Annotated in this window: 18 protein-coding genes; 4 read left to right on the top strand and 14 right to left on the bottom strand. The window is 61.8% G+C overall.

Going from position 1 to position 18,052, the window contains the following annotated elements:
• Positions 1-80 precede the first annotated feature (80 nt).
• On the top strand, positions 81-677 hold the full coding sequence (locus R0232_RS43655; RefSeq protein ID WP_208512623.1) for an acyl-homoserine-lactone synthase: 597 nt from the start codon (positions 81-83) through the stop codon (positions 675-677).
• Positions 678-772: 95 nt separating this feature from the next.
• Here R0232_RS43655 and R0232_RS43650 read toward each other — a convergent pair whose 3' ends face one another.
• A complete protein-coding gene (locus R0232_RS43650; protein ID WP_208512622.1) occupies positions 773-1,576 on the bottom strand; it encodes a LuxR family transcriptional regulator in 804 nt (267 codons plus the stop codon).
• Positions 1,577-1,821: 245 nt separating this feature from the next.
• Here R0232_RS43650 and R0232_RS43645 point away from each other — a divergent pair, with 245 nt between their 5' ends.
• Complete coding sequence (locus R0232_RS43645; protein WP_208512621.1) at positions 1,822-2,745, top strand: GlxA family transcriptional regulator; 924 nt, start codon at positions 1,822-1,824, stop codon at positions 2,743-2,745.
• A gap of 93 nt (positions 2,746-2,838) precedes the next feature.
• Here the strand turns inward: R0232_RS43645 and R0232_RS43640 are convergent, their stop codons facing one another.
• The 10 genes from R0232_RS43640 to R0232_RS43595 form a co-directional block, all read right to left on the bottom strand.
• A complete protein-coding gene (locus tag R0232_RS43640) occupies positions 2,839-3,267 on the bottom strand; it encodes an ExbD/TolR family protein (protein ID WP_208512620.1) in 429 nt (142 codons plus the stop codon).
• 10 nt (positions 3,268-3,277) lie between these two features.
• A complete protein-coding gene (locus tag R0232_RS43635) occupies positions 3,278-3,712 on the bottom strand; it encodes an ExbD/TolR family protein (protein ID WP_208512619.1) in 435 nt (144 codons plus the stop codon).
• 87 nt (positions 3,713-3,799) lie between these two features.
• Positions 3,800-4,672 (bottom strand): MotA/TolQ/ExbB proton channel family protein, encoded by an 873-nt coding sequence (locus R0232_RS43630; RefSeq protein ID WP_431513492.1) that lies wholly within the window; start codon positions 4,670-4,672, stop codon positions 3,800-3,802.
• A 125-nt stretch (positions 4,673-4,797) separates the two neighbouring features.
• On the bottom strand, positions 4,798-5,223 hold the full coding sequence (locus R0232_RS43625; protein WP_281078575.1) for an energy transducer TonB: 426 nt from the start codon (positions 5,221-5,223) through the stop codon (positions 4,798-4,800).
• Between the two features lie 373 nt (positions 5,224-5,596).
• The gene (locus R0232_RS43620; protein WP_296779239.1) at positions 5,597-6,835 is read right to left on the bottom strand and encodes an NAD(P)/FAD-dependent oxidoreductase; all 1,239 of its coding nucleotides are present in this window, start codon (positions 6,833-6,835) and stop codon (positions 5,597-5,599) included.
• Positions 6,825-7,208, bottom strand: coding sequence for a RidA family protein (locus R0232_RS43615; RefSeq protein WP_296779237.1), 384 nt, complete (start codon positions 7,206-7,208; stop codon positions 6,825-6,827). The genes R0232_RS43620 and R0232_RS43615 overlap by 11 nt, the downstream gene beginning before the upstream one ends.
• Positions 7,209-7,305: 97 nt before the next feature.
• Positions 7,306-8,433 (bottom strand): aminotransferase class I/II-fold pyridoxal phosphate-dependent enzyme, encoded by a 1,128-nt coding sequence (locus R0232_RS43610; protein WP_208512614.1) that lies wholly within the window; start codon positions 8,431-8,433, stop codon positions 7,306-7,308.
• On the bottom strand, positions 8,430-9,893 hold the full coding sequence (locus R0232_RS43605; RefSeq protein WP_296779234.1) for a M81 family metallopeptidase: 1,464 nt from the start codon (positions 9,891-9,893) through the stop codon (positions 8,430-8,432). Before R0232_RS43605 ends, R0232_RS43610 begins: the two co-directional genes overlap by 4 nt.
• A 13-nt stretch (positions 9,894-9,906) precedes the next feature.
• Positions 9,907-11,211, bottom strand: a complete 1,305-nt coding sequence (locus R0232_RS43600; protein WP_296779232.1) for an MFS transporter — start codon at positions 11,209-11,211, stop codon at positions 9,907-9,909.
• Positions 11,204-12,811: a serine hydrolase domain-containing protein gene (locus R0232_RS43595; RefSeq protein ID WP_296779229.1), complete on the bottom strand. Its 1,608-nt coding sequence runs from the start codon at positions 12,809-12,811 to the stop codon at positions 11,204-11,206. The genes R0232_RS43600 and R0232_RS43595 overlap by 8 nt, the downstream gene beginning before the upstream one ends.
• A 76-nt stretch (positions 12,812-12,887) precedes the next feature.
• Between R0232_RS43595 and R0232_RS43590 the strand changes: the two genes are divergently transcribed.
• On the top strand, positions 12,888-13,472 hold the full coding sequence (locus R0232_RS43590; RefSeq protein WP_296779227.1) for a TetR/AcrR family transcriptional regulator: 585 nt from the start codon (positions 12,888-12,890) through the stop codon (positions 13,470-13,472).
• On the opposite strand, the gene R0232_RS43585 is transcribed toward R0232_RS43590, so the two are convergent.
• Together R0232_RS43585 and R0232_RS43580 are read right to left on the bottom strand one after the other, a co-directional pair.
• Complete coding sequence (locus R0232_RS43585) at positions 13,432-14,478, bottom strand: enolase C-terminal domain-like protein (RefSeq protein WP_296779225.1); 1,047 nt, start codon at positions 14,476-14,478, stop codon at positions 13,432-13,434. The two genes, R0232_RS43590 and R0232_RS43585, sit on opposite strands and share 41 nt — an antisense overlap.
• 13 nt (positions 14,479-14,491) lie before the next feature.
• A complete protein-coding gene (locus tag R0232_RS43580) occupies positions 14,492-16,750 on the bottom strand; it encodes a TonB-dependent receptor (protein WP_431513491.1) in 2,259 nt (752 codons plus the stop codon).
• 647 nt (positions 16,751-17,397) lie between these two features.
• Between R0232_RS43580 and R0232_RS43575 the strand changes: the two genes are divergently transcribed.
• Positions 17,398-17,538: a hypothetical protein gene (locus tag R0232_RS43575; protein WP_296779220.1), complete on the top strand. Its 141-nt coding sequence runs from the start codon at positions 17,398-17,400 to the stop codon at positions 17,536-17,538.
• Positions 17,539-17,622: 84 nt separating this feature from the next.
• Here R0232_RS43575 and R0232_RS43570 read toward each other — a convergent pair whose 3' ends face one another.
• On the bottom strand, positions 17,623-17,829 hold the full coding sequence (locus R0232_RS43570; RefSeq protein WP_296779218.1) for a hypothetical protein: 207 nt from the start codon (positions 17,827-17,829) through the stop codon (positions 17,623-17,625).
• Positions 17,830-18,052: the final 223 nt, after the last annotated feature.

The following is an 18,052-nucleotide window of genomic DNA, read 5'->3' as shown; positions in this document are numbered from 1 at the left end:
TGGCTTTCGTCAAATCTGGTAGTTCCTAAACTGCTTTCGCTTTCATCTAATCAAGCTCGTCAACCCAGCGAAAGCGAAACATGCACATCGTCGCAGGCACAGCCAACAATTTGTCGACCAGCGCATTTTCGGCAATGGCGCACTACCGCTATCGCGTATTCGTCGAGAAACTTGGCTGGAAGCTCGCAAACGATGGCATCACCGAACTCGATCAGTTCGACCGTGCCGACACCCTGTATGTCATGGCTCGCGAACGAGACGCCCGGTTGCGAGGCGTTGCCAGACTTCTTCCGACCGATCGGCCCTACCTGCTGAGCGACGTTTTTGCGGATCTGCTTGATGGCCATCCACCTCCGCGCAGCGCGAAGGTGTGGGAGCTTTCCAGATTCGCTGTCATCGACCTCGACGCTTCCGATACAGCAACCCAGGAGCCAGGCGAGGCACCTGGTCGCGCGTTGGCACTGCTGGACGTCGTCATGCGGCTCGCGGCCTTCGGTGGTGCGGACGAACTGATCACGGTTTCGCCGCTCGGGGTTGAGCGCATTCTTCGACGCGCCGGTATCGTTGCACATCGCATGGGCAGACCAGTTTGCCTGAACCAGCTTCTCGTGTACGCATGTCGGATCGAAATCGAGCCCTCGATGCGCAGCCGCTCATGCCTTCAACCAGTTCTCTGAATGTTGGCTCGATGCTCGTGGTATGTCTACTACGCCTAGCCCTCTCAGAGTAGCGATCGGACCCTCGAGCGACGTCGTCACCACCTTGCGCATTCTCACATCAGCAGCCGAAGACGCAACATACGCGCGACCGCCGCAGCCTTGTTTGTCACATGCAGTTTTCGGATTGCGTTCTTCACGTGGTAGTTGACTGTGTTAGGCGAAACACCTAACAAGATGGCAACCTCTTCCGACGTCTTCCCGTCTGCCGTCCATCGCAAGACATCCAACTCCCGAGTCGTGAGCGCCGGATACACCCGATGTTGATCCGGCCAGAGCGCGTCCGAAAGGTGAAAGTGTGCAGCATCCGCCAACCACTGCATCTGCGCTCCTCGCCCCAGGAGTTCTGCCGGCGAGAGCATCTCTCGCGATCGCGCCAGCGTGAGCATCCCAACGCTGCCGTTCGGATCAAAGGAAGATTGGGCCCAACCCACACGCAATCCCGCCTCACGCGCTTCCGACCAAAGCTGCGGCGTGGCTTCGAAGACTTCCTGACGCCAGACCAACGACGCGCGCGAGCGAACTCCGTGCGCCACCGTCGGATCGATCGCGAGATAGTCCTGTTCACGATAACGGTGCTGCCAGATCGACGGATAGTTATTGATCATCAGCGTCTTCGGGCGGGCGAAAGAGTCGAAGAACCTTACGCCATAGGCACAGTGCTCAAACCCCAAACGTCGCGCCCCCCGCGCAATCACTTCGAACTTGGAAGCCGCTCCCAAAGCTCGTCTCAACGCATCGTGGATCTCCAGAAAGAAGTTGTTCGTTCGAATGAAGCTTTCGCTCAGTCGAGGCTTGGCGAGCCGCAGCGTGCGGCCGAGGCGTTGTTCCAAAAATGGTAGGTAGCGAATTTTCTTCACTGTCGAACTTTCATTGAACGAATTTCTACATCAATCACCGTGCAGCTCTAAAGGGCATGGAGACGGAAAAACCAATTGGACGCAAGACAGTCTAAGAACAGTTTTTATTCGACACACCGACAAATATTCCACCCTTCTCGCCACGGCAGCACGTTCGCAGTCATTTCGAAGCAACGGCATCTAGGATCAACCACGAGCGTTGAGCCCGAATTTCTCGGCGCGCCCACTACCGCAAGTCTCTTTTAATGGCGCAAATCTGGCTGATCGTTGTCGACGGATTCGAACTGTTCGATGTTGCCGCGGCGATGCAGGTCTTCGAGGCCGCCAATGTTGCTCATTCTGAGAGCCATGGAAGATCGTTCTATGAGATCCACACGTTCGTTCCTGCGCCAACGCCGGTCCAAGGCGCAGGCAGCGCCTTCCTGAACGCACGCGAATTGCCATCGAATATGAGCGAAGCAGTTCACACGGCGATGGTGATCGGTGGTGCAGCATGGAACATGCTGGGCAACTCCTCCATACACATGAGGCGAGCGAGAGAATGGATCCTCGAGCATCGATCGCAAATCGGTCGCATCGCGTCGGTCGGGACCATCGGCTTCACAGTCGCCGATGCCGCGCATCAAAGAGCAGCCCCATCGGATACACGCCGCCTGTGGGATGCTGTGTCGGCCTCCTCGGGAATGAAGCTCGCGCTCAAGCTGGTGGCAGACGACCTCGGGCAGCCTATCGCCATCAGGGTGACCGCGCAGATCGGCGCCTCCTGGGAGCCGATCGCTACACCGTTTCGGTTTCGCAGCGACCTTCCCGAACGCGCAACTGGGGACACGCGTGTCATTGCCCTGCATGCTTGGATGGTCGAAAACCTGCACAAGCGCCTGTCAGTGAACACGCTCGCCGAAAGATTGTCGATGACGCCAAGAACCTTCGGTCGCTTCTATCTTCGGACCACTGGCATCACGCCGGCACGCGCGCTGGAGTTGCTCCGTCTCAGCCGGGCTTGCGATGAGATCGAGACAACGCCGATGTCCTTCAAAGCCATTGCCTTGCGCTGCGGTTTTTCCGCAGAAGAAGTCATGCGACGGGCATTCTTGCGGGTACTCAAGATGTCGCCGAGTGAATACCGCCGGCAGTACTGGGCCGGGACTCTCAGGAGCGGCCACAACTGACCAAAAGTCTTCCGATCGCTCTTTCGGCCTCCTGCGGGCGTCGAGGCCCGGTCAGATGCGAAGGCGACGGCCCCGCCTCTTTCCGACAGTGTGTCAGTTGGTAAACTGCTCGCTGCCGACGATCCCAATCTTGACCACACCGAGGCGCTGCGCGCTGGCCATGATGCCTGCCACATGCTTATAGGGAACACTGTTGCTCGGGCGCAGATGCACTTCGGGCTGATCGGGCTGTGCGGCGACAGTCGCCAGCCGTCGCTCGAGATCAGGTCGCCCTGAAACGACTTCTCCGTTCCATCCGATCGTTCCATCGGTTTCGACCTCGATGCGGATCTCTTTCGTAGCGATCGGCGGTTGCGGATCACTGCTCGGGATCGGCATGTTCATCTTTACAGCATGCGTCTGGATGGGGATCGTGATGATGAACATGATCAACAAGACCAACATGACATCGATCAGCGGTGTCGTGTTGATGTCGACGATGATCTCTTCATCGCCGTGGCCGCTGCTTGCACTCATTGCCATTTTTGCTCTCCTATCGACTCGCGCTACCCGCAGGCGGCTCGGTGATGAATCCAACCTTCTGGATGCCTGCCCGTCGACAGGCCGCCACCAGTCGCCCGACCGCCTCGTACGGAACCTCCGCGTCGCCGCGGATGTGGACCTCGGGCTGCGGCTCCTTGACTGCGATGGTCTTCAGTCGCGCGACCACTGTCTCCACGTCGGGCATACGCTCGATTCCCCAGTACATTTCGCCATTGCGACTGACCGCAAGCACGATGTTTTCCGGCTTGGTTTGTGTGGGGACGTTTCTCTCTTTCGGGAGTTCGAGCTTGATGGACTGAGTCACAACCGGGATGGTGATCAAGAAGATGATCAGCAGTACCAACATCACATCGACCAAAGGGGTCGTGTTGATGCTGGAGTTCAAAGCCTCATCATCTCCGTCGGCGCTGACGTTCATTCCCATTTCATGGCTCCGTCTTGACGGGCGGCGACGACAAGCCCACCGTTCCATAGGCCTGGAGCAGATAAGCCGGTATGAGAACGACGAGGCTCATCGCTTGGCTCCGATCAACACATTGTGAAGATCGCCACTGAAATTGCGCACCCGCTCCATGGCACTCTTGTTGCGCCGGATCAGCCAGTTGTACCCCATCACCGCAGGCACCGCGACAGCCAGGCCAATGGCGGTCATGATCAACGCCTCACCGACGGGGCCAGCCACCTTGTCGATTGAAGCTTGGCCAGATACACCGATCGCCGTCAGTGCGTTGTAGATGCCCCAGACCGTGCCAAAAAGTCCCACAAAAGGCGCGGTAGAACCGACAGTCGCAAGAAAGGCGAGCCCATCCTGCAGCCTGCTCTGCACCTTCTCCACAGCGCGCTGGATGCTCATCGTCACCCAGGTGTGCAGATCGATCTGCTCGACCAGTGTCCCCTCGTGATGCTGGCTGGCAGTCAAGCCCTGCTCGGCGATATAGCGAAAAGCGCTTCCGTTGCGCAATGTTTGCGCGCCAGCCTGCACACTGCCGGCCTTCCAGAACGACTTGCTGGCCGCATTGGCGGCGTTGAGCAGTTTCTGCTGCTCGTACAGCTTGACGAAGATGATGCACCAACTGCCGATGCTCATGATCACCATGATGATCAGCGTGCCTCTGGCGACAAAGTCACCCTGAGCCCACAGGGCGCTCAAGCCGTAGGGATTCTCGATGGCATGGGTGGAAGACGATCCACCGGCGGCATTCCCCTGGCCTTCGCCCGTCGCCGATGAGGATACGCTCGCGTTGGTGTTCGCTGCTGGCGTCGCACTGGCTGCCGGCGCCGCCGGGCTCAGCGCACTTTGGGCCGATGCAGCCAGTGCGCCAAGAAGCAGGGCGACAGATATGACAGCAAGCATGGTGCTGCGAAGGAATTTGACGAGGGTCATGAGAGCTTCTCCATTAGAAAATTTGATAGGACGTGCATCACTGGCACGTGGATCGAGCCTGGCCGCTTCTCGGGCGACCTGGGACGCGGATGTGGGGCGGGGGGAGCACGGCGGCGGACAAGGCACTATTCGAGCTTCCACACGTACTCGACGGTGGCCACCGCACCGCCTACTGGCTGCCCCTCGGTATCGGTACCGGGCTTGAACGGACACCTGCTCAGGACCTCCACCGCCGCCGCGTCCAACGAGCGGTGCTCTCGGGTGGGTCCTGAGGGTCGATCTATCTCCGCTTTCGCCACGCGTCCCGAGGCATCGATCGTGAAGCGTATGCGTGTGGTCCCGGTGACTTCCGCACGCAGTGCCGACCTCGGATATTCGGGCTTCTCGCAAGACGACACGTCGATCCGTGCAGGTGTACCCAAGGCTCGAGGCGCAGCGGGCGGGGCTGGCGGCGCAATCACCACCGGCGCGGGAGGGGGCGGCACAGAGCTGGCCGTGATGGACGGCTGTGGGTCTGCAGGCTGAGCAACATTGACCTCCGGCGGAGGCATGTAGCTTGGCGGCGGCGGCGCCACTTTGCGCGGAGGCGGGGGCCGTCGGGGTGGCTCTTGCGGCGGCGGGGGAGGTGGCGGCGGGGGAGGTGGCGGCGGGGGAGGCGGTGCCTTGGGCTCCTCCAGGATGCTGACTTCAACGGGTGGTTTCACGACCTCCACGACCCGACGCGCCAATCCGCTTACCAGCGCCCAGCCCAAAAGCAGATGCAGCCCCACCACGATACAGAACCCGACCACCTTGCTTCCGGGTCTTCGGCTTTCACTGAAATCCATTGATCAATCCCCTAGCCGTCGATCTGCCGACCAGATGCCGGCAAGAAACAAGTCGATGCAGATGCATCGATGGCAACAAAAGCGTTGAGCGATCCGTTCATGCGAACCTCGAGGGTGAGAACGCCCTCGCCTCCGTGTATGGCTGCTTGCACTCGATGAGGTCAGCCAGAAGCCGTGCCCCCGCCGGCCCCAACGTGAATCCGTGGTGCCCGTGCCCGAAGTTGAACCACAGTCCCCGGTGTCGATGCGCTCGCCCGATGACCGGCTTCATATCGGCGCAACATGGCCGCGCGCCGATCCAAGGCTCGTCTTCGACGGGAATTCCCAAACTCAACAGTTCGCGCGCCTCGGCTTCTGCACCGGCGAGTTGGCGTGGGGTCGGATGCGCATCGATGCGTGCAATCTCTGCGCCTGTCGTAATGCGCAAGCCTCGGCGCTGCGAGGACATCACGTAGCCGCGCTCGGCGTCCAACGTCGGAACCAGCACCCCGTCACCCCCGACGTAGTGCCTGTGATAACCGCGTTTGACGAACAGCGGCAACCGGTAACCCAAGGGCTTGATCAATGCATCGGACCAAGGCCCAAGCGCGACCACCACATGCCGTGCGTGCAGGATGCCCCCGTCGAGGCGCGCCTCCCATCCAACGGAACGCTCCTGCAGCGCGATCGCATCGGCACGCAAAAAATGGCCGCCCCGTCGCGCGAAGGCTTTGGCGTAGCGTTCGACCAGCGCCCCTGGGTCGCTCACGCTCCATGACTGCACCCAATGCACAGCACCGGCGACGGGCCTTCGGAACGACGGCTCGGCCAACGCCATGTCATGGCTGTCAAGTGCGTCAAAGGAGATGCCGTACTCTTGGTTCAGACGCTCGGCCTGAACGACCGCATCCTCGAACGCGCCCTGAGTTCGGTACATCAAGCGAAGGCCCTTGCGCCGCACGAGATCTTCTGCTCGAGCAAGGGCGATGTAGCGCCCGTGTTCATCGGTGACATGTTCGATGAGACCGGCATACTCACGACTGATGCGCCGATGCTGGGAGGGGGCCGAGTTCCTCCAGTAGCGCACCAATTGAGGTAGAGCGGCCAAAAGGCCGGTGAAGTGATAGTTGATGTCCAGCCCATGTCCCAGGGCAGCCCGCATCAGTGCCTTCAAGTCGCGCGGAAACGTGTAGGGCTCGACGGCCTCGCGCTGAATGACACCCGCATTGCCATAACTCGTCTCCCGACCAATCGGCGAGCGATCGACCAGCGTGACCGAATGCCCGCGCAGCGTCAGTTCGAGGGCCGTGCAGGTGCCGACCATGCCCGCTCCCAACACCACGATTTCATCTGGCATCGGATGTGGCTTCAGTTGCTGGTTCCATGGCTGCGATCACCGTGATCTCGATGCGCGCTCCGGGCAGCAATAGCTGCGCGACCACGGTCGTGCGCGTCGGATACGGCGATTGAAAGTGCTTGCGGTACGCTGCATTGAACGCCGCAAAGTCTTCCGCCCGCGCGAGGTGAACGGTAACCTGCACAACACTCGCCAAGCTCAGGCCGACACCACGGAGCGAGGCATCGATGCGATGGAGTGTCAGATCAGTTTGAAGCGCAATGTCCTCAGGTATGGGTCCGGCATCTGGAATCGGGAGCTCACCGGAAAGGAAAAGCAGCCCATTCGTACTGCGAAGCTTGGAAAACGGAAGTTGGTTGGCAGTAAGAGTCATGATGTGTTCTGTCTCGCCCTTGGGGCACAGAGAACTTCTTTGGGTTGAAAGATGAAAAGCTCGACTCAGCGTTACGAGCGATCGGGCTGCGCGCGGTTTACAGCAGCTTGCGCAATGCCCCGAGCAGCCGGGCGATCTGCTCAGGCGTGTGGTCCGCGAAGGCAGCGCAACGCAGCACGCCCATGGGTCCGGCACCCACATAGGTGGAATACGCAACGAAGATGCCCTGGTCCCAGAGTGCGCGCTGGATGCGCTGCATGCGAAGACTGTCCCCATGCACGAAGGCAGCGATCGGTCCGGCGTTGTCCTCTACCGTCAGACCCAGTGCGCGCAGCCCCGCCTTGAGCGAACGCGCGTTCTCTCGCAAGCGCTGAAGGATTTCGGGGCGCTTGCGAATCAGGCGCAGGCTCTCCGCGGTCATTGCGGCGCCAGCGGAGCAACCCAGCACCGCGCCACGCGCCACCGGTGTCCGCCAGAGTTGTGCGATGGCCCGCGCATCACCGAGTGCCAGTCCTCCGTGCGCTCCGAAAGCCTTGGCCGCGGAGCCACCGACCACCAGGCGATGGAAAGGCAGCTGCGCAAGTTCCGCGCTGCCCCGCCCCTGCGGACCGATCGTTCCGAAGGCATGCGACTCATCAACGACCAGCCACCCATCTGAAGATGCGATGACCTGTGCGTAAGCCGAAAGCGGCGCGATCGCACCCGTCGTCGCGAACATGCCGTCTGTTGCAACAAGTGGCCGTTGACCGCGTTTGAGGGTATGCACGAGAACGCGCGCCAGGTCTTCCGCATCGCAGTGGGCAAACGAATGAATTGGCTTTCCCGTCGCATGCGCACCGTCCCGCAGGCTGTAGTGAGCCGATTCGTCGATGTATATGACATCGCAGTCGAGTGCTAGACCGGTGAGAGCAACGAGGCCGAACAAATAGCCGGTTCCGAAGTACATCGCAGCTTCCGCGCCGAAGAATCGACGGGCTTCAGCCTCGGCCTGCTGGTTCGCGCCCGAGCTGAAACCATAGTGGCGCGGAAGATGGGTGCTCGCGCCGAACTGCCGCAATGCGGAGCAACCTGCCTCGACGAGCTCGGGCATGCCGCCCAGACCGAGATAGGCCGAACCGCCAAAGCAAAGCAGTTCCCGCCCGTCAACCATCATCGACGCGCCACTGGGCGACCCGACAAGACGGGGTTGTCGTTCGCCGGCAGCGAGGGAGGTAGTGGTATTCATGCCAAATGCGGAGACGGGTTGTCCGTCGCGGGAAAGAAGTGCATATGTCGATTGCGGTACGGAAGATGCGCAAAGTCCATCGACAGTGCAGCACCGGTTTCGATCACGTGCCGGTCGGTCGATAGCTTGGAGAACTCCGCGTAGTAGTGATGGCTGGACTTCACCGCGATGACCTGCGCTTCGTGAAGTGGAACGCCCAGGCCGGTAAAAGCGGTGGGCGACAGCGTCTGTTGCCGTCGGCTGCTCAGGACGATGTCCGTGGCGTTGACTCGGATCCATGCAGCGCGACCGAGTGGGTCGCGAATATTCCCAACCCACTGAACATGGTCGAGTGCGAGTCCCCGAACACTTGCTTCGACCTCGAGCGGTTGTCCTGATACCGCGCCCCCCTTGCCGCCCAGGCTCAGTTGCAAGCGGGCTCCGATACCTGACTCGAAGCACGCCTGGACACTCTCCGGGTCTACCAACATCCCCACAGCGCTACGCAACTTCGTGCGCTGCACCAGTTCGGCGAGCAGGACGGTGTGGTCGCCTGGCGCCCCGCCGCCCGGGTTATCGCCTGCGTCTGCCAACAGTCGTGGCTTTCCGCCCTGTGCATCGAAGCCATCGAGCGCCTGCCTGACGGTTTCCAGGCGGGGCAGCATCGCATGACGAATCCGATAGAGCGCCTGTGCGAGCTCCGTTGCCTGGGCCATGGCAAAGGCGGCGTCGCCGTCCGCCACCACGAGCACTTTGGTCCCTGCATCCGGCACATCGCCCCATGGAAATCCATGCACGAGACTCACCGACAGGATGCCAGGGCGCGCTTCCACCTCGCTCATCCAGTTCACAAGCCCGCGCATCGGCTCGATGGTCGTGGGATAGAAGCCAACCATGCGGCAATCCGCCACAGCCATGACCGGACGCGTGACGCCGCTTGCCGCGGCCCGACACGCATCGAACAGCTCCGTGGCCCGGGCTTCGTAGTCGGTATGCGGGTACTCGCGCATGAGGATGATGACATCGGCATGCTGGGTCATGGTGGACGTCATGTGACAGTGCGGATCGAGTTCAACGCCGATCACGCACTGCGGGCCCACGAGTTCGCGCATGGCCCGGATCAGATCTCCTTCGCAGTCGTCTTCGCCTTCGGCCACCATGGCCCCGTGAAGGAACAACAGCACCATGTCCAACGGCATCGCTGCGCGCGCTGCGTTGAGGATCTCCCCACGCAACTGTGCGTATGCCTCGGCCCTCACGCGCCCCGCCGGCTGCGCGATGGCATACACGCCTTCGATCACATCATCGCCATAGCGGCGCGCGCGAAGACGCCACTGCTCCACAATCGGGCCAACATCGCCCAGCGCTCGCGCCGGCGTGGGCCCACGAATGATGCCAAGCTCCTCGAACGATGCGAGCGTGGTTGGATGCTCCGAGAACGTGTTGGTCTCCGTGACCAGCGCAGAAGTAAAAATCTTCATGAAAAAGCCTGTCTTAAAGCGCACGCAAACGTGGCGCGAGCGAAGCGACCATCACCAGCGCGAGCACGAGTACCGAAGCCGGCGCCGCCATCCACAGCGAAGCCAGGCGCTGTAGCGAAGGCGCATCGGGCGTCGCGCCCAGGGTCCCGACCCAGTCGAGCCCGATCCCGACGACGATGCCGCCGAGCGATTGGCCAAGCTTTTCGGCGGAAAAGAGAACGCCGAGGTAGAGCCCGAGGCTTTCGCCTTTCGCGGACGACCGCGTGGCAGTCTCCATTGCCAGTGTGGTGATCAGTACCGTAAGTCCTCCGCACGCGACACCGAACATCGCGCCCCCGGCGACCATCGACGTCAGCGTGCGCGGCCCGGCCGTGAACCAGACGACGCCGACGAGCGCCAAAAATAGCGCGCCGCCGAGGATGCGCGCGGGTGCAACGCGACGCGCGACCCATGGCGCCGCGGCGACTCCCGCCAGCAGGGCGACAAAGATCGGCGTGAGCAGTACCGAGAGGTTTTCTGGACCTGCCTTGAGCAAATGCTTGTTGGCGTAGGGCAAGGCGCTGAAGAGCGCAGTCGAACTGGTGCCGAGCAGCACAAGGATCAGAGCGACGCCGTAGAAGGCCTTGTTGCGTAGCGTTGCCCGCAGAGCCTTCGGCAGCGACGGCGGCCGCTCTCGCTCGACTCCGGTGCGCAATGGAACCCGCCGCACAACCCACCAACAGACACCCAAAGCGACAAAAGCGCCGGCGGCGAGGACCAGTGCTGCGCCGAGGTAACCGCCATGAAATGCGCTGAAGCGTGCGACGATCTGCGGCGCCAACACGGTCACCAAAAGTCCTGCGATGGTTTGTCCAAGTGCGCGTGAGGACATCAAGGTGCTGCGATGTTCCATGCCATCGCACATATCACTCGCGATTGCAGTGTGGGCTACAGTGAACACGGTGAGCAACAGCGATTGCAGGACCAAGAAGGACCCCAGCACAAAGATCCTGACCGGCATCGGAAAGGCCACTGTTGGCACAAAGAGCAGCACCAGAATCAAGGGGAGCGAGAAGGCACTGAAGGCAATCAGATGACTTCGACTGCCCGCCGCGCGCGCGGCGTTGTCGCTCCGGCGCCCGATCCATGGGTCGAGCAGCAGATCAGCGAGCTTGGGAATGGCCAACAGCACGCCTGCAAGTGCGGGTGGTATCTTTGCAAACTCTGTCAGGTAGAACAGAAAGAGCAGAGGCACCACGCCAGAACTCAAAGTCGAGCCGAACGCCCCGGCACCGAATCCAGCCAGGGCTATGCGCGAGGGCGCGCGCATCTCAGCCATGGGCGCGATCCCTTGTGAACCGTAGCTGTCGTGTGCGTGCGGTATCCAACAGCATCTCGCGTTGGCCATCCTTGCCAGTCACAAGTCGCAGCGTGCCGTGCAGGGGTACTGCGGGGTCTTCGCTGACCATCAGACATGTGTCTTCGAGCAAGGGTTCCAACTTGTACGTGCTACGGCCATACAGTCCCGCGACGCGCATCGATTCGGGGCGCCCTTCGCCAATCACGACATCGCCACCGAGTTCATTGCTGTGCCATTTACCCGCGAAGCGCTCGACGACCTGCGGCCCCTTTTCGGCGTCCCCAACCCGATCACACCGATAGCGGCGTCCTTGCTCGATAACGTCGATGGCGATAACCCTTTCGGTATCGCCGCGCACGAGTTCGACCGTCAAGGCAATCACCGACAGCAGGTTCACGCGCAGCACATCCGATGTCGCCTGAGTCAACGGCAGCGGAAGCCCGAAGCTGCGAAGGACCAGGGTCTCTTCGTGCTTCGCGATGGCAAAGTGGCGACCGTTCAAGGCGCAGTGGTAGTCACCGCACAGCGCATCCGAATGCTGCGGGCTCACCGGAGCCTCCGGCGGTTCGAGCTCATCCTCGAGCATCACGATCAGCAGCTGTTGTGCGATCTCCGCCGCGGTCACGTCGCTGCGGTTGCTCATGACCACGATCTGTACGCCATGCTCGGGCGCCGCGAGCATCTGACATGTCCCGCCCACCACGCCCCCGGCATGATGAAAGATCCGCACGCCGCGCCAAGTCTCACGAATGAGACCGAAGCCGTACGGATTGAGGTATCCATTGTTCAGCTCGGTCGGCGCCATCATTTCCTGCGACAGCGCCTGGGGCCAGATCCTGGGCGTGATGAGATGGCTCAGCCAGCGCTGCATGTCATCCAATGTGGAAGCGATGCCACCTTCGCCCAGAATGACGGAAGGGAAAATCCCCTTTGAAAACCCGCCTTCGGCCTTGGCAATGTGCGATGTTGCGCTGCCCAGCAGCGGATCGAGGTCCGTACACCATAGGAAGGTGTCGTTCATCGACAGCGGCTCGAACAACCGCTCTCGCAGCCCCTGCGCCAACGATACGCCAAGCACACGCTCGAGCACCTTCGACAACATGCGGTATCCACCGTTGTTGTACATGAACTGCTCGCCAGGCTCGAAGTTTTGCTCTTGCTGTCGGCATTGATACTCGAAGGCCCCTTCGCTCGGCACCACGGTCATTCCGTTGGACAACAACGAGAGGTCCAAATAGTCGCGCGTGCCCCCCGTGTGGTTCATGAACTGCCGAAGCGTGCGCACGCCCTGGCTTGCTGGGAGCTCGGGCAGCCAACGGCTCGCCGGCTCGTCGATCGAAAGCACGCCTTCATCGCGAAGCAGCAGCGCCAGCGCGCAGGCGAAATGCTTGCTCGTCGAGCCGATACGCATCTTTGTGGAGGGCGTATTGATGACGCCCGAATCCAGGCTCGCCATGCCGTAGCCCCGGCGCAGCAACGTTTTCCCATGGTGCTGCACGCTCGCCACCAGGCCGGGAGCGTCGTTGCGGTGGAGCGAGGAAAGCACGGCTTCCAGCTTTTCTGTGCGGTCAAGGGTCATGGTATTTATTCAGTCCTAAAATGAACAATCAATCATTATTTTTTGAAGCGGCATGCCCAAACGAGATGAGAGCCACATGGCGTCGGTGCGCAAGCAAATCCTGGACGCCGCCCGCGTCGTTTTTGAGCGCAAGGGAGTCGCCGACGCATCGATGGCCGAGATCAGCACCCAAGCGGGCCTTTCGATCGGCACCATCTACGTGCACTTCCGTGCAAAGGAGGACGTCCTGCTTCAGTTGATCGAAGCGGCAGACGTCAATGCATCGCCTTTCGAGCAGTGCACCAGTGCGGGCGAGTTGCTCGGTCTTGTCGAGGGCCTGCTGAAGGCTCAGGAGCGGCCGGATGCCAGCAACCAGACGGCGCGCACGGCACTCGAAGTAGCCGCCATCACGCGACGCAACCCCGAGGTCCAAGCCGTTGTCACCAGAAACTTCAAGAGCTTGCGCCGCGCCCTGCTCGAGGCCGTGGTGCGCATCGGCCAGGCATCTGGTCATGGAGATGACACTGAAGTGCTCGCCATCGGCGAATCGATGCTGGCGCTGCTTGTAGCGGCTCAAGCTCAGATGTTGATCGGGGTTCCTACCCATGCGGAAGCCAAACTCAAGGCCGCACGGCTGCTGATCAAGTTGCTGCATGGCGCCCCCGTGAAGGTGAAGCGTTAGCCCATGGCGGCCGTTCACTTGTTTCGATGGCGAAGGCTGTATCGTCAAAGCCGATGTAGCCATCCGCATAGGTTGCCGCTGGCGCGGTGTCCGAAGCCATCAGCAGGGGCGCATCGAGATCGACCAGATCGGCCCATTGGGCCGCGATGAACGCCGGCTGGATGGCACGAGATCGTCCCCCCATGCAGCCGACCATTACTTTCATGCCGCGCTCGCGTGCAGCGCGGATCAACAGCATGGCAGCGCTCAGGCCGCCGCACTTGTCGAGTTTGATATTGGCAACCTGATATCTCTGTGCGACTTGGTCCAGGTCCTCGATGGTCTGCAACGACTCGTCCGCGGCGATCGGGATCGGCGAGAAGTAGCCCTGTAGATCGCGGTCGTTGGCTGCGGGCAGTGGCTGTTCGATGAGCGCCACCCTGCAGGCGAGCAACGTACCCATCATTCGCTCGAGATGGGCCATCGACCAACCCTCGTTCGCGTCGATGGAGAGCGTGACGTCCGGCCGTGCCGCACGCACCGCATTGACCCGATCGACATCGATGTCGTTGCCTTCGAGCTTGAGCTTGAGAGCTTTGGCACTCGGATGCAAGCGCGCCACCTGCGTCATCTGTTCCGGATCGTCGACGCCAAGCGTCACCATGGTGAGGAGTGGACGCAGCGAGGGCAGAAATGCCATGCGGTAGACGGGTTCTCCCCGGTGCGCTGCCATGAGCTGCCAGAGCACCCAATCGAGCGCATTGCGCGCGCCACCTGTGGGCATTTTCTGAACTTCGCGCCACGCGCCGAGAAGGTCTTGCGGCACCCATTCGCGCATGGCCTCGATGTCTTGCTTCATTCGGAGGCCATCCTCGCCGCGGTAGAACACACCGGCAGCCTCCGCGTGCACGACATGAGGCCCGTGGCGCGCGTCGACGTTCAGGACGCACTGACCCGACAGCACACGCCCGGCGATGGCCAACGGCTGCTTGAAAAGGATGTCCTGCGCGGACGCGAGAATTTCCATCGCGTCTTCACCCTCAGGAGAAGTCCATCGAAAACTGCAACCCGATGGTGCGCGGCGTGATCAGGTTCACCCGTGCCGGTCCGCCCGCAGTGCTCAGCGTGGTGTCCGCTGCCGTCTGTCCACGGCGATTGGTCAAGTTGCGCACGAACAGACCCACATTGACCTTACCCACCTGTACGCCGCCGCGCAGGTCGATCGCGGTGTAGGCTGGCAACCTGTATTGCGGAATGCCGGGGGAGGACTTGAAGCTGTTCAAGCGGTCGCCCGTATAGCGCAGCGTCGCGCCGAAGTACGCCGGATAGCCGCTGACGCTGAAGTTGTAGTCAGCCTGCACCGCGGCCGATACGCGCGCCGTATTGGGCAGTCGATCGCCAGCCCTTCCGCCCAGATCAGGGCTGTCGTCCACCAGCTTCGCGTCGATGACGCTGAGCGAGGTAGCCAATCGCAGCGAGTCGATCGGGGCAGCCCGCATCGTCCATTCAAGGCCGCGAGAACGCGCGCGCCCCGCATTTCCGATGCCGGAGAAGCCCGCGCTCGACGTGAACACCTGCATGTCCTTCCAGTCGATCTGGTACAGCGCCACCTCAGTCGACAAGCGGCCCGGTATCACGTCGCCTTTCCAGCCCAGCTCATAGCTCCACAAGCTGTCGGATTTGAAGGAGGAGTTCGTGAGCGGTGCGCCGGTCAATGGATTCACGATGAGCGGCAGCGGCCCCCCCGGGCGGTATCCGCTCGCAGCGCGCACATAGATCGCTTGATGTTCGGCAGGACGCCATCTTCCTGTGAGCAACCAGGTCGTCACACCCTCCGATGACTGAGACGCAGGCTGGGGCTTTGGCGCGAAGATGCCGCTGAACTGCTGATCCAGGCGTTGGCTGTTACGGCTGTGGCGCACCCCCATGGTGACGTCGGCATCCGGCGTGATGTAGTAAGTGCCGGTGCCGAAGATGGCGGTTTCACGGAAGGTCGATGGAAATTTGGCATCCGCCAGAATCGGATTCGTCGGCTGCGCGAACGCGTTGAACGGGCTGAGATGCTGCGTCTTGGAGCCGGTTTCGTCGGTATAGAAGAAGCCCCCCAGCCATTCAAACTGCCGACTGCGCGGCGAGGTCAGACGCACCTCCTGGGTGAACTTCCGGTTGCTGAAGCCATAGTCCATGCCGTAGGCACTGTTGACGATCCCTTGCGGAGCGAGCAACGGCACGTAGAGTGCGGAGGTGTCCACGCGCCCCGCGCTCGAGGTGCGCTGCCATCCGGTGATCGCATCGAGCGTGGCCCACTTCAGGTCCACCTTGAGTGCTGCGGATACCAGGTCGTTGCGGACCTCGGATGGCTCGCTCAACATGAGCCGCTTCGTCAGTGCGCCGTAGAGAGGTCGACCTGTCGCGATGTCCATGTCTTGCGTTGAGGCGCCGTCACGCTCCTGGTTCTGGGTCAACGCGGTCAGCCGGACAGTCACGTCCTTCGAAGGCGTCAGCAGCAAGGCGACGCGAGCACCGTCCGTCTTCGAACCGTCCACCAGGCGTCCGGAGCGATTGACGTCACGGATGAATCCGCCATCCGAACGCTGATAAACGGTCGCCCGCAAGCCGGCGACGCCGTCGCTCAGCGGCGCGTTCAGCATGCCGCGCATGACGTGCCCGGCCTTGCCGCCGTGCACGCCGGAGGCTTCAGCGGTGACCTGGCCGCTGAACGCGCTCGGATCCGGCTCTACTGCCACATACTTGATCAGCCCCCCCATGGCGCCGGCGCCATACAGCGTTCCCTGGGGTCCACGAAGCGACTCGACGCTCGCGAGATCGAACAGGCCCAGGTCCAGCGAGGACGAGCCTCCACCCGCATAGGCGGAGCTCGAGCCGAATGGAACGTCATCCACGTACATGCCCACCGTCGCGCCGACTTGCGAGCCCGTCGAGATACCGCGCATCGTGATCTGGCTTCCGCCTGTGCCACCCCCCGACTGGTTGTGGTTCATGCCCGGCAGCAACGCGGCCAGGTCACTCAGCGACTGGTAACCGCCGCGCTCCATGTCCTCTCCTTTGAGCACGTCCGCCGTCAACGGGACCTCTCTTGCAGGCTCCCTTCGCCGCTGCGCGGTGACGCTGATCGATTCAATTGATTTGGGGGTAACGGACTCGGCGGCGGGCACAGCCGGTGATGCTTCTGACTGCGCACTGGCGTAAAGATGCACGCTGCCACAGGCAATGGCGATCGTGGCTCGCAGCCAAGCAGGGCGCCGGTGCGCGCGAAGTTGATCTCGAAGAACTAGCATTTGTCTCCTATCAAAATGAATGAGGCTTCGTTTTTTTTGGATTGTGCGGTTTTTCGTTCGCAGGTGCAAGGGGTAGTTCAAAAGTCCGTGCATGCATCCGAAAGAATGCAGCCGTGGCCGCCTGCTCGCGGCCGCACAAAGGAAGGAGCTGCTAGATTTGGTGCACAGCGCGCAGCCGAACTGCATCGAAGCCCGGAGCGGTCGCTATAGGTACGTGGGCATGAAGTGCCGGAGTCCGATCAGGGCGTAGCGCGCCGAGTAACGTGCGGGCCCGCCCTGCGGTCGCCTCGGTCTCGCAAGTGTCCTCGCGTGACGTTCACGCCCGTTGGGGCTGCGTGTCAGCTGTCGTGAAACGGGCCGTTCTGTCGTACTAGGCGGTTGTTGTGGCCTCAGACCCGAGCGTGGGCTTCATTGCAGCTGCTGAAGATGGCGCAATTCCGGGCTTTGTATGCGAGCCTCAGCACGTCGGCTGTGCGAGAGGGAAACCCGCCGTAGAGTATTCGCACTCCAAATCCGGCGACTCTCTCGGCGGCGCGTAAGCTCCTGATCGCGTCTACGGAGCCGGAAAACGGCGTCGACTGACCCATGCCGGATCAGCAGGCTCGAGCTGAATGTCACGGCTCCCACAAACTGCAAAGAAAATTCTCATGACCACCCAGCGCGCCGAGTCGGATGCTTGCACCCTGCTCGGCGCGGATCACAAGAACGTGAAGACGCTCTTCGCGGCCTATGATCAAATCGTCGGCTCGAAGGGGCCGAGGTCGAGCGCGCCAGCGCCAAGGACTTGATCGCCCAGATCCAGAACGCCGAGGAGATCAACGCGAAGTTCGATGCCAAGTTCAAGGTGCTGCGCAAATATATTGACCATCACCTCAAAGGGGAGCGTAACGAAAAATGTTCCTCTGACACGTGCGGCCGAGGGCCTTGCCAGTCACTCCGCGCCGGTCGCGCAGCAGATCGAGCAGGCTGACCCAGGCCTCGACCTCGAGCGCCTGCGGCGCGCCATTGATCCGCAAGCTCAGGAGCTGGCGCGAAGGCGCCCGCCGCGCGGACGCGGGCTCGTTCGTGGGATCGGTCATCGTGATCCTTGGCTGAGAGTGCTCTAGCTCGCACGCACAACCGCAGTGAGAGGCCGCTAAATTATGGAAGCGACGGCGGCAGTTCGTCGGACATGAGCCCGGCACTACGTGGGGCATCCATCATGGAGCGGTCAGCAGCCTGCGCCGACGTCCTGTGTTGCGACGTTTGTCGACGGCATGCAACGTCCATCTGGCCAGGTTCGCGGACGCGCCTTCCGGCACC

This window comes from Variovorax sp. DAIF25 (assembly GCF_050711835.1).
In the GTDB taxonomy this organism is placed as follows: Bacteria; Pseudomonadota; Gammaproteobacteria; order Burkholderiales; family Burkholderiaceae_C; genus Variovorax.
This window is presented reverse-complemented; position numbering and strand designations above follow the sequence as displayed.

Bases quoted from the DNA above. Each gene is read 5' to 3' on its own strand.
- R0232_RS43630 (WP_431513492.1), bottom strand. From the start codon at position 4,672: ATGACCCTCGTCAAATTCCTTCGCAGCACCATGCTTGCTGTCATATCT.
- R0232_RS43605 (WP_296779234.1), bottom strand. From the start codon at position 9,893: ATGAAGATTTTTACTTCTGCGCTGGTCACGGAGACCAACACGTTCTCG.
- R0232_RS43575 (WP_296779220.1), top strand. From the start codon at position 17,398: ATGACCACCCAGCGCGCCGAGTCGGATGCTTGCACCCTGCTCGGCGCG.
- R0232_RS43635 (WP_208512619.1), bottom strand. From the start codon at position 3,712: ATGGGAATGAACGTCAGCGCCGACGGAGATGATGAGGCTTTGAACTCC.
- R0232_RS43655 (WP_208512623.1), top strand. From the start codon at position 81: ATGCACATCGTCGCAGGCACAGCCAACAATTTGTCGACCAGCGCATTT.
- R0232_RS43610 (WP_208512614.1), bottom strand. From the start codon at position 8,433: ATGAATACCACTACCTCCCTCGCTGCCGGCGAACGACAACCCCGTCTT.
- R0232_RS43600 (WP_296779232.1), bottom strand. From the start codon at position 11,211: ATGGCTGAGATGCGCGCGCCCTCGCGCATAGCCCTGGCTGGATTCGGT.
- R0232_RS43640 (WP_208512620.1), bottom strand. From the start codon at position 3,267: ATGGCAATGAGTGCAAGCAGCGGCCACGGCGATGAAGAGATCATCGTC.
- R0232_RS43625 (WP_281078575.1), bottom strand. From the start codon at position 5,223: ATGCCTCCGCCGGAGGTCAATGTTGCTCAGCCTGCAGACCCACAGCCG.
- R0232_RS43595 (WP_296779229.1), bottom strand. From the start codon at position 12,811: ATGACCCTTGACCGCACAGAAAAGCTGGAAGCCGTGCTTTCCTCGCTC.
- R0232_RS43615 (WP_296779237.1), bottom strand. From the start codon at position 7,208: ATGACTCTTACTGCCAACCAACTTCCGTTTTCCAAGCTTCGCAGTACG.
- R0232_RS43590 (WP_296779227.1), top strand. From the start codon at position 12,888: ATGGCGTCGGTGCGCAAGCAAATCCTGGACGCCGCCCGCGTCGTTTTT.
- R0232_RS43620 (WP_296779239.1), bottom strand. From the start codon at position 6,835: ATGCCAGATGAAATCGTGGTGTTGGGAGCGGGCATGGTCGGCACCTGC.
- R0232_RS43580 (WP_431513491.1), bottom strand. From the start codon at position 16,750: ATGCTAGTTCTTCGAGATCAACTTCGCGCGCACCGGCGCCCTGCTTGG.
- R0232_RS43570 (WP_296779218.1), bottom strand. From the start codon at position 17,829: ATGACCGATCCCACGAACGAGCCCGCGTCCGCGCGGCGGGCGCCTTCG.
- R0232_RS43645 (WP_208512621.1), top strand. From the start codon at position 1,822: ATGGCGCAAATCTGGCTGATCGTTGTCGACGGATTCGAACTGTTCGAT.
- R0232_RS43585 (WP_296779225.1), bottom strand. From the start codon at position 14,478: ATGGAAATTCTCGCGTCCGCGCAGGACATCCTTTTCAAGCAGCCGTTG.